The sequence below is a fragment of the Streptomyces sp. NBC_01317 genome (assembly GCF_035961655.1).
Taxonomy (GTDB): Bacteria; Actinomycetota; Actinomycetes; order Streptomycetales; family Streptomycetaceae; genus Streptomyces.
This window is the reverse complement of the sequence record NZ_CP108393.1, coordinates 6,039,886-6,057,840: the sequence shown is the minus strand read 5'-3', so window position 1 is coordinate 6,057,840 and position 17,955 is coordinate 6,039,886. Positions and strand designations below refer to the sequence as shown.

The 17,955-nt window shown below is 68.6% G+C and carries 14 protein-coding genes and 1 pseudogene; 10 read left to right on the top strand and 5 right to left on the bottom strand.

The window, feature by feature from the left end:
* The first annotated feature begins 64 nt into the window (after window positions 1-64).
* Window positions 65-1,030: a helix-turn-helix transcriptional regulator gene (locus OG349_RS26320; RefSeq protein ID WP_327236946.1), complete on the top strand. Its 966-nt coding sequence runs from the start codon at window positions 65-67 to the stop codon at window positions 1,028-1,030.
* Window positions 1,031-1,085: 55 nt separating this feature from the next.
* On the opposite strand, the gene OG349_RS26315 is transcribed toward OG349_RS26320, so the two are convergent.
* A complete protein-coding gene (locus tag OG349_RS26315) occupies window positions 1,086-2,003 on the bottom strand; it encodes an SDR family oxidoreductase (protein WP_327236945.1) in 918 nt (305 codons plus the stop codon).
* Between the two features lie 172 nt (window positions 2,004-2,175).
* On the opposite strand from OG349_RS26315, the gene OG349_RS26310 reads away from it, so the two are divergent.
* A complete protein-coding gene (locus OG349_RS26310; RefSeq protein ID WP_161308383.1) occupies window positions 2,176-2,697 on the top strand; it encodes a DUF4240 domain-containing protein in 522 nt (173 codons plus the stop codon).
* 50 nt (window positions 2,698-2,747) lie between these two features.
* On the opposite strand, the gene OG349_RS26305 is transcribed toward OG349_RS26310, so the two are convergent.
* Window positions 2,748-3,242 carry a GNAT family N-acetyltransferase gene (locus OG349_RS26305; protein ID WP_327236944.1) on the bottom strand — a complete coding sequence of 165 codons (495 nt, stop codon included), beginning with the start codon at window positions 3,240-3,242 and terminating at the stop codon, window positions 2,748-2,750.
* A gap of 43 nt (window positions 3,243-3,285) precedes the next feature.
* Here OG349_RS26305 and OG349_RS26300 point away from each other — a divergent pair, with 43 nt between their 5' ends.
* On the top strand, window positions 3,286-4,176 hold the full coding sequence (locus OG349_RS26300) for a TIGR01777 family oxidoreductase (protein ID WP_327236943.1): 891 nt from the start codon (window positions 3,286-3,288) through the stop codon (window positions 4,174-4,176).
* A 909-nt stretch (window positions 4,177-5,085) separates the two neighbouring features.
* Window positions 5,086-6,462, top strand: coding sequence for an FAD-dependent oxidoreductase (locus OG349_RS26295; RefSeq protein WP_327236942.1), 1,377 nt, complete (start codon window positions 5,086-5,088; stop codon window positions 6,460-6,462).
* 43 nt (window positions 6,463-6,505) lie between these two features.
* Here OG349_RS26295 and OG349_RS26290 read toward each other — a convergent pair whose 3' ends face one another.
* Window positions 6,506-8,074: a regulator gene (locus OG349_RS26290; RefSeq protein ID WP_327236941.1), complete on the bottom strand. Its 1,569-nt coding sequence runs from the start codon at window positions 8,072-8,074 to the stop codon at window positions 6,506-6,508.
* Window positions 8,075-8,378: 304 nt separating this feature from the next.
* Between OG349_RS26290 and lipB the strand changes: the two genes are divergently transcribed.
* From lipB to OG349_RS26270, 4 genes are all read left to right on the top strand, one after another.
* Window positions 8,379-9,188 carry a lipoyl(octanoyl) transferase LipB gene (gene lipB / locus OG349_RS26285; protein ID WP_327236940.1) on the top strand — a complete coding sequence of 270 codons (810 nt, stop codon included), beginning with the start codon at window positions 8,379-8,381 and terminating at the stop codon, window positions 9,186-9,188.
* A 166-nt stretch (window positions 9,189-9,354) separates the two neighbouring features.
* Complete coding sequence (gene lipA, locus OG349_RS26280; RefSeq protein WP_327236939.1) at window positions 9,355-10,323, top strand: lipoyl synthase; 969 nt, start codon at window positions 9,355-9,357, stop codon at window positions 10,321-10,323.
* Between the two features lie 457 nt (window positions 10,324-10,780).
* Window positions 10,781-10,999, top strand: coding sequence for an SCO2195 family GlnR-regulated protein (locus OG349_RS26275; protein WP_442806422.1), 219 nt, complete (start codon window positions 10,781-10,783; stop codon window positions 10,997-10,999).
* A 10-nt stretch (window positions 11,000-11,009) separates the two neighbouring features.
* A complete protein-coding gene (locus OG349_RS26270) occupies window positions 11,010-11,708 on the top strand; it encodes a DUF4191 domain-containing protein (protein WP_327236938.1) in 699 nt (232 codons plus the stop codon).
* An 86-nt stretch (window positions 11,709-11,794) separates the two neighbouring features.
* On the opposite strand, the gene OG349_RS26265 is transcribed toward OG349_RS26270, so the two are convergent.
* Entirely contained in the window at window positions 11,795-12,262 is a 468-nt protein-coding gene (locus tag OG349_RS26265) for an RDD family protein (RefSeq protein ID WP_327236937.1), read from the bottom strand.
* A 223-nt stretch (window positions 12,263-12,485) separates the two neighbouring features.
* On the opposite strand from OG349_RS26265, the gene glnA reads away from it, so the two are divergent.
* Both glnA and OG349_RS26255 read left to right on the top strand, forming a co-directional pair.
* Window positions 12,486-13,895: a type I glutamate--ammonia ligase gene (gene glnA / locus OG349_RS26260; RefSeq protein WP_327236936.1), complete on the top strand. Its 1,410-nt coding sequence runs from the start codon at window positions 12,486-12,488 to the stop codon at window positions 13,893-13,895.
* A 448-nt stretch (window positions 13,896-14,343) separates the two neighbouring features.
* The gene (locus tag OG349_RS26255) at window positions 14,344-16,668 is read left to right on the top strand and encodes an RNA-binding domain-containing protein (protein WP_327236935.1); all 2,325 of its coding nucleotides are present in this window, start codon (window positions 14,344-14,346) and stop codon (window positions 16,666-16,668) included.
* Window positions 16,669-16,860: 192 nt separating this feature from the next.
* Here OG349_RS26255 and OG349_RS26250 read toward each other — a convergent pair.
* Window positions 16,861-17,614: pseudogene (locus OG349_RS26250) on the bottom strand (hypothetical protein); the annotation flags it as partial.
* Window positions 17,615-17,955: the final 341 nt, after the last annotated feature.

Sequence of the window (17,955 nt, the reverse complement as noted above, 5' to 3'; positions counted from 1 at the left end):
CCCCGAAACCCCTGTCGCCGCGCGGCAGGGGTTTCCCGGCGTTTTCCCGGGCATCATGGGGGCCATGCGCGCAGCCAGGCTGATCAAGATGGTGCTCCTCCTCCAGTCCAGACCGTCCATGACGGCCGCCGAACTGGCCGGTGCGCTGGAGGTCTCGGAGCGCACCATCACGCGGGACGCCCAGGCGCTCTCCGAGGCCGGGGTGCCGGTGTACGCGGACCGGGGCAGGACTGGCGGGTACCGGCTGGTCGGCGGGTACCGCACCCGGCTGACGGGGCTGGCGCGCGGGGAGGCGGAGGCGCTGTTCCTGTCCGGGGTGCCCGGGGCGCTGCGGGAGATGGGGCTGGACGACGTGTCCTCCGCGGCGCGGCTCAAGGTGTCGGCGGCGCTGCTGCCGTCGCTGCGGGACGCCTCGGAGTCGGCGGCGCGGCGCTTCCATCTGGACGCGCCCGCCTGGTACCAGGAGCCGGAGACCCCCGAGTCGCTGCCCGCGATCGCGGAGGCCGTGTGGGGCGACCGGCTGCTGTCGGCCCGCTACCGGCGCGCGGACGGGGAGGTGGAGCGGGAGCTGGCGCCGTACGGGCTCGTGCTGAAAGCGGGCGTCTGGTACCTGTGCGCGTGCGCCGGGGGCAGCTTCCGGGTGTACCGGCTCGACCGCTTCACGGCGGTGGAGCCGCTGGCGGAACGTTTCGTACGGGACGAGTCCTTCGACCTCCCTGCCTTCTGGGAGGAGCGCGCGGCGCAGTTCGCGCGCTCCCTGCTCCGTACGGAGATCGAGATCCGCCTCTCCCCGGAGGGCGTCCGCGCCCTGCCGTACGCCGTGGACCGCGCGTCGGCGCGCGAGGCGATCGAGGCGGCGCCCGCCCCGGACGACCAGGGCCGCGTCACGCTGACGCTGCCGGTGGAGTCCGAGGAGGTGGCGCACAGCCAACTGCTGGTCCTGGGGGCGGAGGTGGAGGTGCTGGCGCCCCTCACCCTGCGCAAGCGCTTCGCCGAGTCGGCGGAGCGGGTACGGGCGCTGTACGGGTGAGGGGCGTGCGGCTGTCGCCGGCTCGGCGGGTGAGGGGCGGCCGGCTCCTCCCCGCTCAGCGGTAGTCGCTCGCCGGGGCGTCCTTCCCGCCGTTCACGACGTCCGTGATGTACCCCCACGCGTTCGGGGTGCTGCCGTCCGCGTCGGTGAACCCGTACGCCTGGGCCAGCGAGAAGCTGGACAGCGACTGCCCGGTCCACCGGTGCCGGTCCGGGTCCGAGGCCAGCGCGGCGACCGCCCGGCCGACGAAGGCCGGGGACTCGGAGATCGCGAACGCCGCGTCCTTGCGTACCCCGTCGCGCCAGTTCTCCTCCCGTACGCCGAAGAAGTCGAGCATCTGCTCCGAGCGGAGGAAGCCCGGGGTGACGGAGACGGCCGTACCGCCGACGCTCCTGAGATCCTCGGCGAGGTTGAACGCCATCCTGATGGGGCCGTTCTTGGCGAGGTCGTAGTAGAAGTTCTCGCGGAACGCCTTGTTCGTCTCGGCGGTGCCGTCCGTGACCTCGACCACCAGCCCGCCGGGCCTGCGGACCAGCAGCGGGAGCGCGCAGCTGCTGGTGATGGCGTGGGTCTTCACGCTCAGCTCCAGCATCCGCAGCCCCCGTTCCAGCTCCGTCTCCCACATCTTCTTGCCGAACTCGACCAGGTGCTCACCGCCCCAGACGTCGTTCACCAGCACGTCCAGCCGGCCCTGCTCCCGGTCGATCCTGGCCACCAGCGCGCGGACCTGCTCGGGCTCCAGATGGTCGGTCGGTACGGCGATCCCCTCGCCGCCCGCGGCGGTCACCAGCTCGGCCGTCCCCTCGATGGTCTCCGTGGTCCGCCCGACCTCGCTGGCCTTCTCCCGGGTCGTACGCCCCGTCACGTACACGGTCGCGCCGGCCGCGCCGAGCCCCACCGCGATCGCCCGACCCGCGCCCCGGGTCGCCCCCGCCACGAGCGCGGTCCTCCCCGTCAACGGCTGTTCCGTCATCCGCCACCTCCATCGGTTCCGGCCGCTTCCCGACCGTTCCACCGACCGTCACACAAAAAGGCGACATCTTCTGTCCGACTTCTTCCGACTCACGATTCACTCCCCATTTCACCCCCTCATTTCGGCGCCTCCGCGTGCGCGGGCCCCCGCCAACCACGATGCTGGACCCGTGATGGACGAGACGGAGTTCTGGGAGATCATCGACAGCACCCGCGAGGCCGCCGACGGCGACCCCGAGGACCACGCCGAGCTGCTGGTGGAGCGGCTGCTCCAGCTCGACCCCGACTCCGTCCTGGACTTCGCGCGGCACTTCGAGGCCCGGTACAACCGCGCGTACCACTGGGACCTGTGGGGCGCGGCGGCCGTCCTCCTCGGCGGGGCGAGCGACGACGCGTTCGACTACTTCCGCTGCTGGCTCATCGGCCAGGGACGCGAGATCTTCGAGGGCGGACTCCACGACCCGGACAGCCTCGCGGAGCTGCTGGACGAGTTCGACGAGGATCTCGACGGGGACGGCGAGGAGCTGGGGTACGCGGCGGACGAGGCGTACGAACAGCTGACGGGTGTGGTGGCGCCGGACCTCGGCGTGGCGGCGCAGCCGGCGGAGCCGGAGGGCACGCCGGTCGACTTCGAGGACACGACGGCGCTCGCGGACCGGTTCCCCCGGCTGTCGGAGCGCTTCGGTACGCCCTGAGGTTCAGGTCTCTCACCCCAGGGCCAGGGGTCCCTCACCCCAGGGGCCTCTCACCCCAGGAGCGAACGGCCCATCAGCACGTCGTCCACGTACTCCCCGTCCAGCAGGAACTCCCCGGGCAGCACGCCCTCCACGGCGAAGCCCTCGGCCTCGTACAGCCGCCGCGCCGGCAGGTTGTGCCCCAGCACCCGCAGGGTCAGCCGGCGCGCGCCCTGGTTGCGCGCGTGCAGCGCCGCCGCGCGCAGCAGCGCCCGGCCCACGCCGTGGCCGCGCGCCGACTCCCGTACCGCGAGACCCTGGATCTGCCGTACGTGCGCGTTGCACGCGAGCGGGGTGGGGCGGCCGATCCTGACGTACCCGACCAGGCGGTCGCCGATCTCCGCGACGAGGTGTTCCTCGGGGCGGTGCCGGTCGTCGTAGAACGGCTCGTAGGGCGGGCGCGGTCGTGGGTGCACGGCGTGGAGCGGCGACCAGGTCTCCCGGTCGAGCCGCCCCAGCGCCTCGTCGTCGTCCTGAACGGCGGGACGTATCTGCGATTCCGACATGGCGCAACTGTGCCATGGGGCGTCCCGGGGGCAGGATGGGCGCATGAAGATCGCGGTCACCGGCTCCACCGGGCTCATCGGCACGGCTCTTGTCAGCTCCCTGCGCGCGGACGGGCACGAGGTGGTGCGCCTGGTGAGACGCCCCTCGCGGACCGGCGACGAGGTGGAGTGGGACCCGGTACGGCAGTACGTCGACACGGCGGGGCTGCACGGGTGCGAGGCGGTCGTCCACCTGGCGGGGGCGGGCATCGGCGACCACCGGTGGACCGACGCGTACAAGAAGGAACTCCGCGACAGCCGTGTCCTCGGCACGGCGGCGATCGCGGAGGCCGTGGCGTCGCTGGAGGTACGGCCCCGCGTGCTGGTCTCCGGCTCCGCCGTGGGGTTCTACGGCGACACGGGCGACCGGGCGGTCGACGAGTCGGCGCCGCCGGGTGAGGGCTTCCTGCCGTCGCTGTGCGTGGAGTGGGAGGAGGCGGCCTCGGCGGCGGAAGAGGCGGGCATCCGCACGGTGTTCACCCGCTCGGGGCTCGTGGTGTCGCCCAAGGGCGGTGCGTGGGGACGGCTGTTCCCGCTGTTCCGCGCGGGTCTGGGCGGGCGGCTGGGCTCGGGGAACCAGTACTGGAGCTTCATCGCGCTGCACGACCATGTGGCGGCGCTGCGGCACGTGATCGACACGGAGTCGCTGGAGGGCCCGGTGAACCTGACGGCCCCGTCACCGGCGACGAACCGCGAGGTGACGGCGGCGATGGGGGCGGCGTTGGGGCGGCCCACGCTGTTTCCGGTGCCGGGGGTGGTGTTGCGGGCGGCGTTGGGGGAGCTGTCGTCGGACATCCTGACGAGTCAGCGGGTGCTGCCGGCGCGGCTGCGGGAGTCGGGCTTCACGTTCGCGTTCCCGACGGTGGGGGAGGCGGTGGGGGCGGCCTTGTCTTGACGCCCTTGGGCGTCGCGGCGCCCGGTGCCGGCGGCCTGTTTGTGCGGTGCGCACGGTGGTGGGCGCGGCTTACTGATTGTCCTCAATCGCCGGACGGGCTTGGTTGTGCCCGCTGCGGGCCGGGGCTTTGTCCGCGGGTTGTTGCCGGGGGCCGGGCAGGGGTCGTGTCCTGCACTGCATGTTTTACGTCGCGTTCGGCGGGTCGTTCAGTTCACCGGGGCCACGCGACACAAAACACGCTCTACGTTCCGGACACGACCCCTGCCCGTCCCCCTTCCACGCCCGCGTTCAAGACAACCCCGGCCCGTCCGGCCTTGGAGACCACCGGGGCCACTTCCAGCCCGTCCGGCGATTGACGACATCGGTAACCCGCACCCCCGCACCGCACAGGGGAACCATCCAGCCCGTCCGGCGTTTGAGGACATTGGTAAGCCGCGCCCGAGCACCGGGCAGGGCCACACTCCAGCCCGTCCGGCGTTTGAGGACGTTGGTAAGCGGCACCGTCCACCGGGCAGAGGTGAGGCGCCCCGGGCCGGCGGGGTCGTTGAGCTCACCCTCGGCGTGAGGGGGGTGGGGTCGGAGGAGGTGCGTGTGTCCGGACGTAAAGCGTGTTTTGTGGCGCATGACTACCGGTGAGCCATACAAGTCCCTGAGGCGCCGTAAAACATGCAGTCCGGACATACGTACCTCCGCAGGCCCCACCCCCCGCCACCACGACAAACCCAGCCCGTCCGGCGATTGAGGACAATCAGTAAGCGCAACCAAACGCACCGGCACAAGGAAGCGCGACGAACACCGGGCACACGCGCCGCCCATGCCCCCATGCCCCACCCCACGCGCGGCCACCCCCACCCCGCCCCCTTCCTACGCTCGTCGTGAACTCGGGAAGACGACCTCGGGGAGGGCCACGTGCTCAGCAGCACCCACACAAGGACCGCGCACACAGCGCAAGACGTTGTCATCATCGGCGCCGGCATCGCCGGCCTCGCCGCCGCGCATCATCTGACCGCCGCGGGCGTGAGCGTCCGCGTTCTGGAGGCCGCCCCTCACCCCGGCGGTCGTATGAGCACGGAGCATGTGGACGGCTTCCGCCTGGACCGGGTGGGGCCGTTGCTCAGTACCGCGTATCCGGAGCTGCTCCACACCCCCGCCCTGGAGGGCATCGCGCTGCGGATGTTCTCGCCCGGCGTGCTCGTCCGGCGGAACGGGCGGCTCCACCGCGCCGGCACGATCGAAAGGACCGGCCTCGCCGGCAGCGCCGCAAGCGCCGGCACCGTCGAAAGGAGCGGCGCCACCGAAAGGAGGCGCGGCGTCGAGCTGACCCCCCGCCCACCCAGGCGCGCACACCGCGCACTCACCACCGCACGCGCCCTCGCGAGCGCCCCCGCGCGGGCCCGCCAGGACCGGACCGCCCTCGGACCCGCGGCCACCCGCCGCGCGCGGCCCGACCGCCCCACCCACGCCGCCCTCGCCGCCAGCGGCCTCCCCGCCTCCGCGGTCGACGGCTTCGTACGCCCGCTCCTGACCGCGCTGCTGGGCGACCCGGGCCTGTCGACGTCCAGCCACCGCGCCGACCTCGCGCTGCGCGCGTACGCCCGGGGCCGGCTCTGCGTCCCCGCGGGCGGCGCGTCCGCCCTGCCGGAGCTGCTCGCGCGGACGCTGCCGCCCGGCACCGTCGTGACGGACGTGTGGGTGACGGAGGCATCGATCAACCGCGTCGCCACCAAGGAACACGGCGAGATCGCGTGCCGTTCCCTGCTCGTGGCGACCGGCGCGCGCGCCGCCGCGGAGTTACTGCCGGGGCTGCGGGTGCCGGACTTCCACCCGGTGACGGTCCTTCACCACACCGCCCCCACCGCCCCGTCGGCCGATCCGGCCCTCGTCCTGGACGCCGAGACGGGCGGCCCGGTCGCGCACACGGCCGTGATGAGCGCGGTCGACCCGTCCCGTACGCCGGACGGCCGGGTCCTGGTGTCCTCCACCGTGCTCGGCACCCCGCCCCCGGCCCGGGAGTTGGACCGCGTCGTGCGGGCGCAGCTGGCCGGGGTGTACGGAACCCCCACGGACGACTGGGAGTTGCTGGCCGTGCACCACACCCCGGAGGCCGTACCAGCGATGCCCGCGCCGCACGACCCGCACCGGCCGGTGCGGCTGCTGTCCGGCCTGTACGTGTGCGGGGACCACCGGGACACCAACACCGTGCAGGGCGCGCTGTTCTCGGGCCGCAGGGCCGCCCACGCCGTCCTGCGGGACCTGGGGGTGAAGCCCGCGGACACGGAGGCGTAGGAACCCGGGACGCCGGGACGCCGGGACGCCGGGACGCGCCGCGTCAGCCGATCGTCGCGACCCGGTCGCGATAGTTCCGTACCGCCGCCGCGTCCCGGAACGGCTCCAGGCGGCGTTCAAAGTCGCGTACGTACTCCACCGCCCGTACCGACCGCATCTCGGCGGCCTGCTGGGCCGCCTCCGCGCCCAGCAGGCACGCCTGGTCCAGTTCGCCGAGCCCGAGGCGGCCCGTGGCGAGCACCACCCGGCAGAAGAGCCGGCTGCGCGCCAGGGCGGGCGCGCGCAGCTGGAGGGAGCGTTCGGCGTGCTGGACGGCGGCGCGGTACTGCTGGAGGTCGCGGTAGGAGTGCGCGAACTCGTCGGCGAGCTGCGCCTCGTCGAAGTACCGGCCCCAGTGCGGTACGTCGTCCCCGGGCCGTGAGGTCTCCAGGGCGCGTTCCGCCCGTACGAGGGACGAGGTGCAGGCCCGTACCTCGCCGAGGACCCCGTGCCCGCGCGCCTCGACGGCGTGCAGCAGGGCCTGGACGACCGGGGGCGCGGAGGAGCCGACGCCCTGCTGGGCGACGCGGGCCAGCTGGACGGCCTCGCGGCCGTGGCCGAGGTAGACGGCCTGGCGGCTCATGGTGATCAGGACGTACGAGCCGTAGGCGCGGTCCCCGGCGGCCTGGGAGAGGCGCAGGGCCTGGACGAAGTACCGCTGGGCGAGGCCGTGGGCGGCGATGTCGTACGAGGTCCAGCCCGCCAGCCGGGTCAGGTCGGCCGCGGCGGCGAAGAGGCGGCGCCCGGTGGCCTCTCCGTACAGTCCGCGCAGTATCGGCTCGACCTCGTGTTCCAGGTACCGGACGAGGGCCTGGCGCGCGTGGCCGCCGCCGTACGCCTGGTCGAGCGCGCGGAACAGCTCGCCGACCGACCGCAGCGCGGCGATGTCCCCGGCGGTGACGCGCTGGCCGGTGGTGCGTTCCGTGCGCGGGCGGGGGACGGTGGCGGGGCGGCCCTGGGCGGGGACGCGGGTCCGGCGCTCGCGGGCGGCGGGGTCCCGTGACCCGCGCGGGCCTTTGTCGTACGGGGCCGTCGGCCCGTTGGCTCCCGGCCCGTTGGCTCCTGGCCCGTTGGCTCCTGGTCCGTTGGCTCCTGGTCCGTTCCCGGTGGCGAGGTCGGGGTGGCCGACGCGTTCGTCGGCGCGGCCGATCAGCCAGTCGCGGCTCGGGACGACCAGTCCGGCCGGGGTGAACGCGATCTTGCGCAGTTCGGCGTGGCTGCCGGAGTCCTTGCGCCAGAGCCCGCCGACGATGTCGACGGCCTCTTCGGGACTGGCGGCGAATTCGAGCCCCGCGTACACCGGCGCACACGCGTCGAGCCCGAGATCCTGGGCCGAGAGCCGGCGTCCGAGCCGGCGTGTGAAGACCTCGGCGATCAGCGCGGGGGTGGTGCCGCGCGGCTGCTGCCCGCGTAACCAGCGGGTCACCGAGGTCTTGTCGTACCGCAGGTCGAGGCCGTGTTCGATGCCGAGCTGGTCCACGCGGCGGGCGAGCCCGGCGTGGGAGAACCCGGCCTCCGCGATGAGCGCGGCGAGCTGGCGGTTGGGGATGCGCTGGGGTGGTCGTTCCGACATCAGCTGTAGGGTCTCCTGCCTTCCGGGCCCCGGAGCAGCCCTCATGGAACGGCGTGAATTTAGCGGCACGAGGGGTCCGTACCGCCACCTTCGTCCTACATTCATCCGATCGTGTGAGGATTTACGGCGCCGCTGACGCAAGCGCGTGCGGCAGGGGCGGGGGGCGTGTGCCGGCGGCAACTGCCGGACCGGCCGACTCCGGGCTGAGGCCCCGTACACCTGCCCGGCGGCTCCCTCCCGCGCCGCCGTACAGTGGCGAGGGCGTGACGAACGCGCCACGAAGCTTCTTGAGGAGGCACGGCCCGTGAGTGAGTTGCGGTACGTCCATCTGGGATTCGGCGAGGAAGCCGTCGAGTACCGGGAGGCCTGGCAGGAGCAGCGCCGGGTCCACGCGGCCCGCTTCGCGGACGAGCTTCCCGACACCTGTCTGCTGCTGGAGCACCAGTCGGTCTACACCGCGGGCCGGCGTACGGCGGACAGCGAGCGCCCCCTCGACGGCACTCCGGTCGTCGACGTGGACCGCGGCGGCAAGATCACCTGGCACGGTCCCGGCCAGCTCGTGGGGTATCCGATCCTCAAGCTGCCGCGCCCGGTCGACGTCATCGCGCACGTCCGCAGGCTGGAGGACGCGCTGATCCGGGTGGCCGCCGAGTTCGGGGTGGAGACGTCCCGGGTGGAGGGCCGCAGCGGGGTGTGGGTGCTCGGGGACCCGGTGGCGGACCGGCCGGCGACGGGCGGGCTCACGCTGGACTTCGACCCGCGCCTCCAGGACGACGAGTTCGACCCCCGGATGAACGGACCCGAGTACGCGCCGTCCAACGCCGGCCAGCGCCGGGAGGACCGCAAGCTCGCGGCGATCGGGATCCGTATCGCCAAGGGGGTGACGATGCATGGCTTCTCGCTGAACGTGAACCCGGACAACACCTGGTTCGACAAGATCGTGCCGTGCGGGATCCGGGACGCCGGGGTCACCTCGCTCGCGTACGAACTGGGCCGCGACGTCACGATCGCGGAGGTGCTGCCCTCCGTGGAGCGGCACCTGCGGGACGTACTGGAGAGCACGGAGCCGAAGCCGCGCGAGATCGCGCGCGAGCCGGAGCACGCGACCGCGTAGGCCGCGTGCGCCCGTGGTGGAGCCGCGTGCGCCCGTGGTGGGGCCGACCGGGGGAATGCGCCCTCGCGGCGCCGGGTTGGCCAGACGTAATGCCGCGCAAACAACGGGCGTAACCTGGTGTTCGCCGAAGAATCGAATGCCGCGCCAGCAGAGAGAGGTGCCGGACGTGTCCGCTGTCGCACCCGACGGACGCAAGATGCTGCGTCTGGAGGTCCGGAACAGCCAGACTCCCATCGAGCGCAAGCCCGAGTGGATCAAGACCCGGGCGAAAATGGGTCCCGAGTACACCAAAATGCAGAGCCTCGTGAAGTCCGAGGGCCTGCACACCGTCTGCCAGGAAGCGGGCTGTCCCAACATCTACGAGTGCTGGGAGGACCGCGAGGCGACCTTCCTCATCGGCGGTGACCAGTGCACGCGGCGTTGTGACTTCTGCCAGATCGACACGGGCAAGCCGCAGGCGCTGGACCGTGACGAGCCGCGCCGCGTGGGTGAGTCCGTCGTCACGATGGACCTGAACTACGCCACGATCACCGGCGTCGCCCGCGACGACCTGGAGGACGGTGGCGCGTGGCTGTACGCGGAGACCGTCCGCCAGATCCACGGGATGACGGCGGGGCGCGAGGCCGGCGGTACGAAGGTCGAGCTGCTCATCCCCGACTTCAACGCGGAGCCCGCGCAGCTGGCCGAGGTCTTCTCGTCCCGCCCCGAGGTGCTCGCGCACAACGTCGAGACGGTGCCGCGGATCTTCAAGCGGATCCGCCCCGGTTTCCGGTACGAGCGCTCCCTCGACGTGATCACGCGGGCCCGCGAGGCCGGTCTGGTGACCAAGTCCAACCTGATCCTGGGCATGGGCGAGGAGCGCGCGGAGGTCAGCGAGGCGCTGCGGGACCTGCACGGGGCGGGGTGTGAGCTGATCACGATCACGCAGTACCTGCGTCCTTCGGTACGGCACCACCCGGTCGAGCGCTGGGTGAAGCCGCACGAGTTCGTGGAGCTGAAGGACGAGGCCGAGGCGATCGGTTTCTCCGGTGTCATGTCGGGGCCGCTGGTGCGTTCGTCGTACCGCGCGGGGCGGCTGTACCAGCAGGCGATGGACCGGCGGGGCGCGGTGGTGGGCAGCCAGGCCGCCGTGTGAGGTCGTACGGGGCGTCGCTTGAGTCCTACGGGCGCCGTGTGAGTCGTACCGGCGCCGTGTGAGTGCGCCCGCGCGCTCGGTGTGAATCCCAGCACAAGCGATTACCTCTGAGTAGCGCGCCGGTGGAACCCCGGCGGAACGCGGTCCGTACCCTCCCCGCAGGTCGGGGGCGGCCTACGGGCCGCGTCCGCGTTCCCGGGCGCCGGCGGGGGCGTACACCGGCCTCGTACCCAGGCTTCATGGGCGTTTGACCGGTCGGTCACGCCCTGGTAACACCAGTCCGTGACGCTGAAGCCACGCGTCACGGACACGCTCCATGCCGTTCCAGGCCACTCCAGGCCGCTCCAGGGGGAATGCCACCATGCAGGTCGCGCACATACGGCCCGTCCGCTCCGTCCGGCCCGTCGCCGAGTCCGGTGCGGACGCCAGGACGACAGTGATCCGCCCCACCACCTCCCTGCCCGCCGTCGCGCTCCCGTCGGTGGGGACCGCGCTGCGCGTGGTGGAGTCCCTCCTCCTCAGCGGCGGGCAGCGCACGGCCCGCCGTAACGCCTGGACAGCCGTCCAGGAGGACCGCCGCAGGGCCAGGGACCGGGTCGAGGCACAGCATGTGCTGGAGGCGGTGTCGGGCCGTACTTCCGAGGCCGCGTCGGACCGCGCTTCCCGGGCCACGTAAACTCCCGTACATGGCGGCGAAGGAAAACGCAGACTCTGCTGCGAACACCGGGCGACTGAAACAGATCGCTCTTACCTACAAGATGACCCGGAAGGCCGACTCGAAGGTCGGTCTTGTCGTCGCGGGTGTGGGAATCGTCACCTTCGGTGTCTTCCTCGCGGTCGGGTTCTTGATCAACCACCCCATCTACCTGGGGATCCTGGGCTTCATCCTGGCGTTCCTCGCGATGGCGATCGTTTTCGGCCGCCGTGCCGAGCGGGCGGCCTTCGGTCAGATGGAGGGCCAGCCCGGGGCGGCGGCCGCGGTGCTGGAGAACGTCGGGCGCGGCTGGACGACGACCCCGGCGGTCGCGATGAACCGCAGCCAGGACGTGGTGCACCGGGCGGTCGGCAAGGCCGGCATCGTCCTGGTGGCCGAGGGCAACCCGAACCGGCTCAAGAGCCTGCTGGCCGCCGAGAAGAAGCGGATGGCGCGGATCGTGGTGGACGTGCCGGTGCACGACATCATCGTCGGTGACGGCGAGGGCCAGGTGCCGCTGAAGAAGGTACGGACGACCCTGCTCAAGCTGCCGCGCGTGCTGGCGGGACCGCAGGTGACGTCGACCAACGACCGGCTGCGGGCGCTGGGAGATCTGATGAGCAACATGCCGCTGCCGAAGGGTCCGATGCCGAAGGGCATGCGGATGCCGCGCGGCGGGAAGATGCGCTGAGCGGTCGCGTACCGCTGACGTATCGCTGACGGAGGAGGGCGGCGCGGGAAGGCTCCCGCGCCGCCCTCCTCTGTTGTTTCGTCCGCTCAGGTCCTGACCTGTACGGCGCCGGAGAGGCGGTCGTGGAAGCCGCGGCCGTCCCGGTCCCAGATGAGGGCGGGGACGGCGAGGCAGAGCAGTACGGTGCGCACGAGGACGCGGACGAGCGAGAGCCGGCCGCCGTGCTCGGCGACGACGCGGAGCCCGAAGAGGCGCTTTCCGGGGGTGAAGCCGACCGTACCGACGGTGAGAAGACTGAGGACGAAGAGGACGCCGAGCGCCCAGTTGCCGGTCTTCTGCCAGTCACCCGCCGCGAGCAGCCCGTATGCGATCAGCATGCACAGCGCCCAGTCGAGGAAGAGGGCGCCGAAGCGGCGGCCGAGCGGGGCGACGGACCCCGGGCCGTGCTCCGGGAGACCGAGCCGCTCGCCCCGGTAGCCGAAGTCGACGCCCATGTTCTCGGCGGCGGCGCGGGGTCCGGAGAGCCAGGATCCGATTACTTGCCTGTTGTCCACCCGTCCACGGTACTGGGCGGGGATTTACCCCCTCTTGACGGGGGTCGGGGAGCATCCCGGCGGCGTCGTGCGCACCGGGGCTGGTTAACTTCTACGAAACAAATGGGTCACGCTTGAGAAATCCCGGAAACCTAAGGTCGGGTCCAGCGTGTGCCACCGCACTGGCCGCACCACCGAGCGACAAACCCCCGCCCCTCCTCGGGTCGGGAGGAGGAGGAGCTGGATGTTCCAGAACGCCGACGAGGCAAAGAAGTACATCGCGGACAACGACGTCAAGTTTGTCGACGTCCGCTTCTGCGACCTGCCTGGCGTGATGCAGCACTTCACGATCCCGGCAAAGGCGTTCGACCCCGCCGAGGAGCTCGCCTTCGACGGTTCGTCGATCCGCGGCTTCCAGGCCATCCACGAGTCGGACATGGCGCTGCGCGCGGACCTGTCCACGGCCCGGGTCGACCCGTTCCGCCGTGACAAGACGGTGAACATCAACTTCTTCATCCACGACCCGATCACGGGCGAGCAGTACAGCCGCGACCCGCGCAACATCGCCAAGAAGGCCGAGGCCTACCTCGCGTCGACCGGCATCGCGGACACCGCGTACTTCGGCCCCGAGGCCGAGTTCTACGTCTTCGACAGCGTGCGCTTCAACACCACGTCGAACGAGAGCTTCTACCACATCGACTCCGAGGCAGCCGCGTGGAACACCGGCGCCCTGGAGGACAACCGCGGCTACAAGGTCCGCTACAAGGGTGGTTACTTCCCGGCCCCGCCGGTCGACCACTTCGCCGACCTGCGCGCCGAGATCTCCCTGGAGCTGGAGGCTTCCGGCCTCCAGGTCGAGCGCCAGCACCACGAGGTGGGCACCGCCGGCCAGGCGGAGATCAACTACAAGTTCAACACGCTGCTCGCGGCGGCCGACGACCTGATGCTCTTCAAGTACATCGTGAAGAACGTCGCGTGGCGCAACGGCAAGACCGCGACCTTCATGCCCAAGCCGATCTTCGGTGACAACGGCTCCGGCATGCACGTCCACCAGTCCCTGTGGCAGGGCGGCACGCCGCTGTTCTACGACGAGCAGGGCTACGCGGGCCTGTCGGACACCGCCCGCTACTACATCGGCGGCATCCTCAAGCACGCCCCGTCGCTGCTGGCCTTCACGAACCCGACGGTGAACTCGTACCACCGCCTGGTCCCCGGCTTCGAGGCCCCGGTCAACCTGGTCTACTCGCAGCGCAACCGCTCCGCCGCGATGCGCATCCCGATCACGGGCTCGAACCCGAAGGCCAAGCGCGTCGAGTTCCGCGCCCCGGACCCGTCCTCGAACCCGTACCTGGCGTTCTCGGCCCTGCTCCTCGCGGGCCTCGACGGCGTCAAGAACAAGATCGAGCCGGCGGAGCCGATCGACAAGGACCTCTACGAACTGGCCCCGGAGGAGCACGCGGGCGTAGCCCAGGTCCCCACCTCGCTCCCGGCGGTCCTGGAAGCCCTAGAGGCGGACAACGAGTATCTCCAGGCGGGCGGAGTCTTCACGGCGGACCTGATCGAAACCTGGATCGACTACAAGCGCACGAAGGAAATCGCCCCGATCCAGCTGCGCCCGCACCCGCACGAGTTCGAGCTGTACTTCGACATCTAGGAAAGCCAGCTAGACGACCTGGAAGGGAGTCTTGGAAACCGGCTGCGAGCTGCGAAAACACTGTTCGGCAGTTCTCGTTGCTTCTATCGGTTTTCCGGCTCCTGCGCACCGCGTAAGCACCGCTCGGTCGACTCTCTGACTAGTGTCAAATACTGAGGGCCGCCACCCACTTCGGGTGGCGGCCCTCAGTCGCGACACCGGGCCATACATTCCGAGCCGTCACCCACTTTCCTGCTGAACGGCCATCGCAACAGACGGCCTAAGGCAGACGTGCGGCGATGAGCCCCTCCACGTCACACCCCCGAACCATCCAGCTACACCTGACGAACTGCGCCGCTCGAAGGAAAACGCCGTTTTCAGAAGGGTTCCCAAAAAGGCCCCCTCGTGCAAGGAGAGCCGATACGATGCTGAACCTACTGACGTCCGACCAGAAAGTGAGTGCCCAGGAGTGAACCTCGCGACAATCGAACGAATGGTGCGAGACGGGGACCTGAGCCTCGACGCGATCAAATATCTCATTGATTGTCGCGGCGAATGCGAGTGGCTGGATTTCAAACAGCTCCTCCGACTTGAGAGCGACTACGACGCAGCCGCTTTTGCTAAAGATGCGGTCGCCATGAGAAATACGGGGGGTGGCTACCTTGTTATCGGCGTCCAGGATAAAACCTGGGTACCGGTGGGCCTCAGTTCCGAACTGCCATATGATGCGAAACTCCTCCGCGATAAAGTTCGTCGAGCGACAGGGCTGGAAATATCAGTAGACATAATCCAGCATAAACTACGCTACGCAGGAGAACCGCGATGGTTTGCTGTAATTTTAGTGAGAGCAGCTGCCAAAAGAAGGAAGCGGCGCACTCCTTCCCTCGTAAAAAATGACTTCCAACCAAAAGAATCATATGGTCTCCGTCGCGGCGAAATATATTTTCGCCGCGGTGATTCAACCGTTCGACTGGACAACAGAGAGGAGCTCGAGGAACTTCTTGACGACCTAGAAGAAAGAGCGGATCAAGATAGCCTTGAACGGGAACAATCGAAGACTCCATTCGCCGTGGATACAGGAACCTATCGCCTCCTAGAGAAGGATTTCCAGTACTTCGTTGGACGGGACCAATTGCGAGACCAGTTGATCTCAGCAGTTACCAAAGATCCCCGAATTTGGATCATCAACGTCCACGGACCTGGAGGTGTCGGAAAATCAGCTCTCGTCACTTGGGCCGCCTACCACTTCTACGCCCAGAGAGAGTTTGAAGCGATCCTGCAGCTCACAGCAAAGGAGACCGCACTCACATTTGGGGGTATTTCACGCTCGCAGATCCGAACATTATACTCCCTCGAAGGCCTTCTCGATCAGGTCCTATTGCTGTTCGGCGAGGAACCTCCTGCTATTCTTGACGACAAAAAGAAACTCGTTCTGGAATGGCTTTCAGTTTGGCCCACACTTATCGTCCTAGACAATCTAGAGACCGTCGACGACGGGAGAATCATCTCCTTCATTCAGAACCTACCTCCATCCTCACAAGCCAAGGTCATCATAACGAGCCGCCGCAAGACTGGCGGATGGGAGCACCCTGTCACCGTCCCCGAACTGAACCACGAGGAGACTCGCGACTTCGTTGCGGTCAAGTCTGGAGAACTCCGGATCGACCTACCACTAACAGAACGGCGAATTAACGAAATAAATAAAGCCTGCGGAGGTCTCCCATTGGCAATCCAGTGGACTCTGGGTCGATACAAATTGCATGGCGACCTCAATCAAGCACTCGACGCAGTGCAAAATGAAGATTCACCGGTACTCGAATTCAGCTTCCGCAATATCTGGGACGTTCTATCCGTGGACGCAAAACGCACATTGAGCGTCATGTCCATCTTCGAAGCGCCGCCCGGGGATAACCTCCTCGCACTCGCTACAGAAATTCCGCGCGAACGTCTTGATTCAGCTCTACACGAACTGGAAGAGGCGACTCTAGTGAGCCGGCAGGTGCATCCGGCTGACGGACAGGCAACCTACAGCAGCCTACCCATCACCCTCTCTTTCGCAGCGAACCAGTTAGCTCGTTTTAGCGATTTAGAGACCGGCGCCCGTCGCCGAGTTCAGCAGTACACGCAGCAAATGGAGCTGAAATCATGGGAGGTGGAAAGGTTCGTCGGAGTGTTCGAGAGGTACGGAATTGAAGCAGATAGCGAGAAGCGGGGAGTGATCCTCTGCAGGCGCGGCGAGTCTGAAACGTTCTCTGGAAACATGGACGCCGCTGGCGCACTCTTTAAACAGGCGCGCGATGTCGCACCGACCAGTGCTTACGTATTTGCGATGAGCGCAAGCTACGAACTCGCGCGCAACAGGATTGGGGAAGCCATAAAGTTTGCAGATGTCGCCTGCGCGCGCGCCAGCCGGTTCACCGGCGGACTCGCGTACAGCACAAAGGGAAGAGTATGTGACGCCCAGCGAGACAAATTTGGTCGTGTCAACGCTTTGCGGCGAGCCGTGGAATATTCCCCGACAGATCTCGTATTACTTCACCAGCTTGGTGTTGCACTTAGCCGTGCCGGGGAAACCACTGAAGCCATCGATAAATTCACGGAGATCATCACTACGGAAGCCGCGCGAGATGTTCCGAGCGAAACCCTGCTCATGGCACTCAAGACGCGGATCATAAATTATCGACGCGTAGGTTTGAATCGCCAAGCGCAGGAAGATCTTACCCTAGCGAAAGACCTTCTGGCCAGACACCCTCATCTCAGCCCCCAGGCTCACCATATTGCAGAGCTGGAGTAATCCCCGAATCTCTTGAAAGCGTGAGCGCGCTCCCAGTATGAAACTCCGGCGCGCCGAAAAGCTGAACATGGATCGGACTCTGCTCACCCCCAGCCTTCCAAGGGAACACATGCACCGTTAGTCAAGTACTGCCGAAGGGCAGCGCTGTGGTGTCCACGGACTCTTTCGGGATGACATCAGCTTCGACCCAAGCAGCGCGGAGCAGATGGAGGTAATCGCTTCGCGGGTTCGGTCCGAGGTCATGCCCTCCAAGAGGACCAGTGCATGGGTCCAGGCGGCGACCGCCTCGTCCGCACGCGCCTCGGCCGCGAGGCTGTCGCCGAGGTCGGCTTGGTTGAGGGCGTGAACGCGCTTGTACTTCTCCGAGTCCCGGGGCAGAGCGTCATGGTGCTGCTGCTCGGTGCCGACGTGATCGGCAAGGTCGGTCCGTGTACGGGGTGTGGCTGGCCACAGTGTCGGCGACAGCGTGAGTGATGCGGAGAAGCGCTTCGATCCGGCCGTCCACATGGCCCAGGCCGCGAGTGAGGGCGCCTTCGACAAGGGCGACGCAGCGGTGTGGCTGTTTGGAGCTGAGTGACTAGTGCGCGAGGGCGCGCATCATCCAGGCGGCATGAGCCCTGAGGTCAGCTTCGCGGGCGGGCAGGTAGCCGACCTGGTAGTAACGCTGAGCGGCGCCTTCCTGTCCGAGGTCGTGATGTTTCTACCCCGCGAGATAGGCGAGTTCGGCGACGGCGCCGGAGGCGGACCGGCGTAAGGCTTCGGTGCCGAAACGGCCGCAGAGCACCGGAGCCGCCGTATTGGCGAGGTAGGCCGTGATAGTGGTCAAGCCGTGGCAACCGCCACGACGTTCATCTGCGGCGCCGAATGCCGCCGTGATCTGCCGTACGCCGTCGATGTCGTCGCCACCGACGGCGGAAGGGCCCGTACGGGCACGGAGCATCCGGGAATCGGTGCTTCGCTGCCTGGAACGGCTTCCTGACGGCTGTGACCAATGGCAACGAGCTGAAGTCTGTCGGATCCTTGCTGCCTTGTTGCACACGGTCGGAAAAACGGAGCCGCAGGACGAGCAGCAAGGCTGCCACCGACGAGCTAGGGAGCAACCCCGCGTGCACCCGTTGTGTACCGGCAATCGATCGATCCTTGGAAACATGCAGTTCAGAACCGTTCTCCACCTGCTCGTCAATATTTAGGCCCGGCCGTCGCGGCGCACCGCAGGCACGGATCTCGCGAAGCCCGATGGCCCGTCAGGGTTGGTCAGGCTCTCGTCGCTCTTCACGGAGAGCGGCG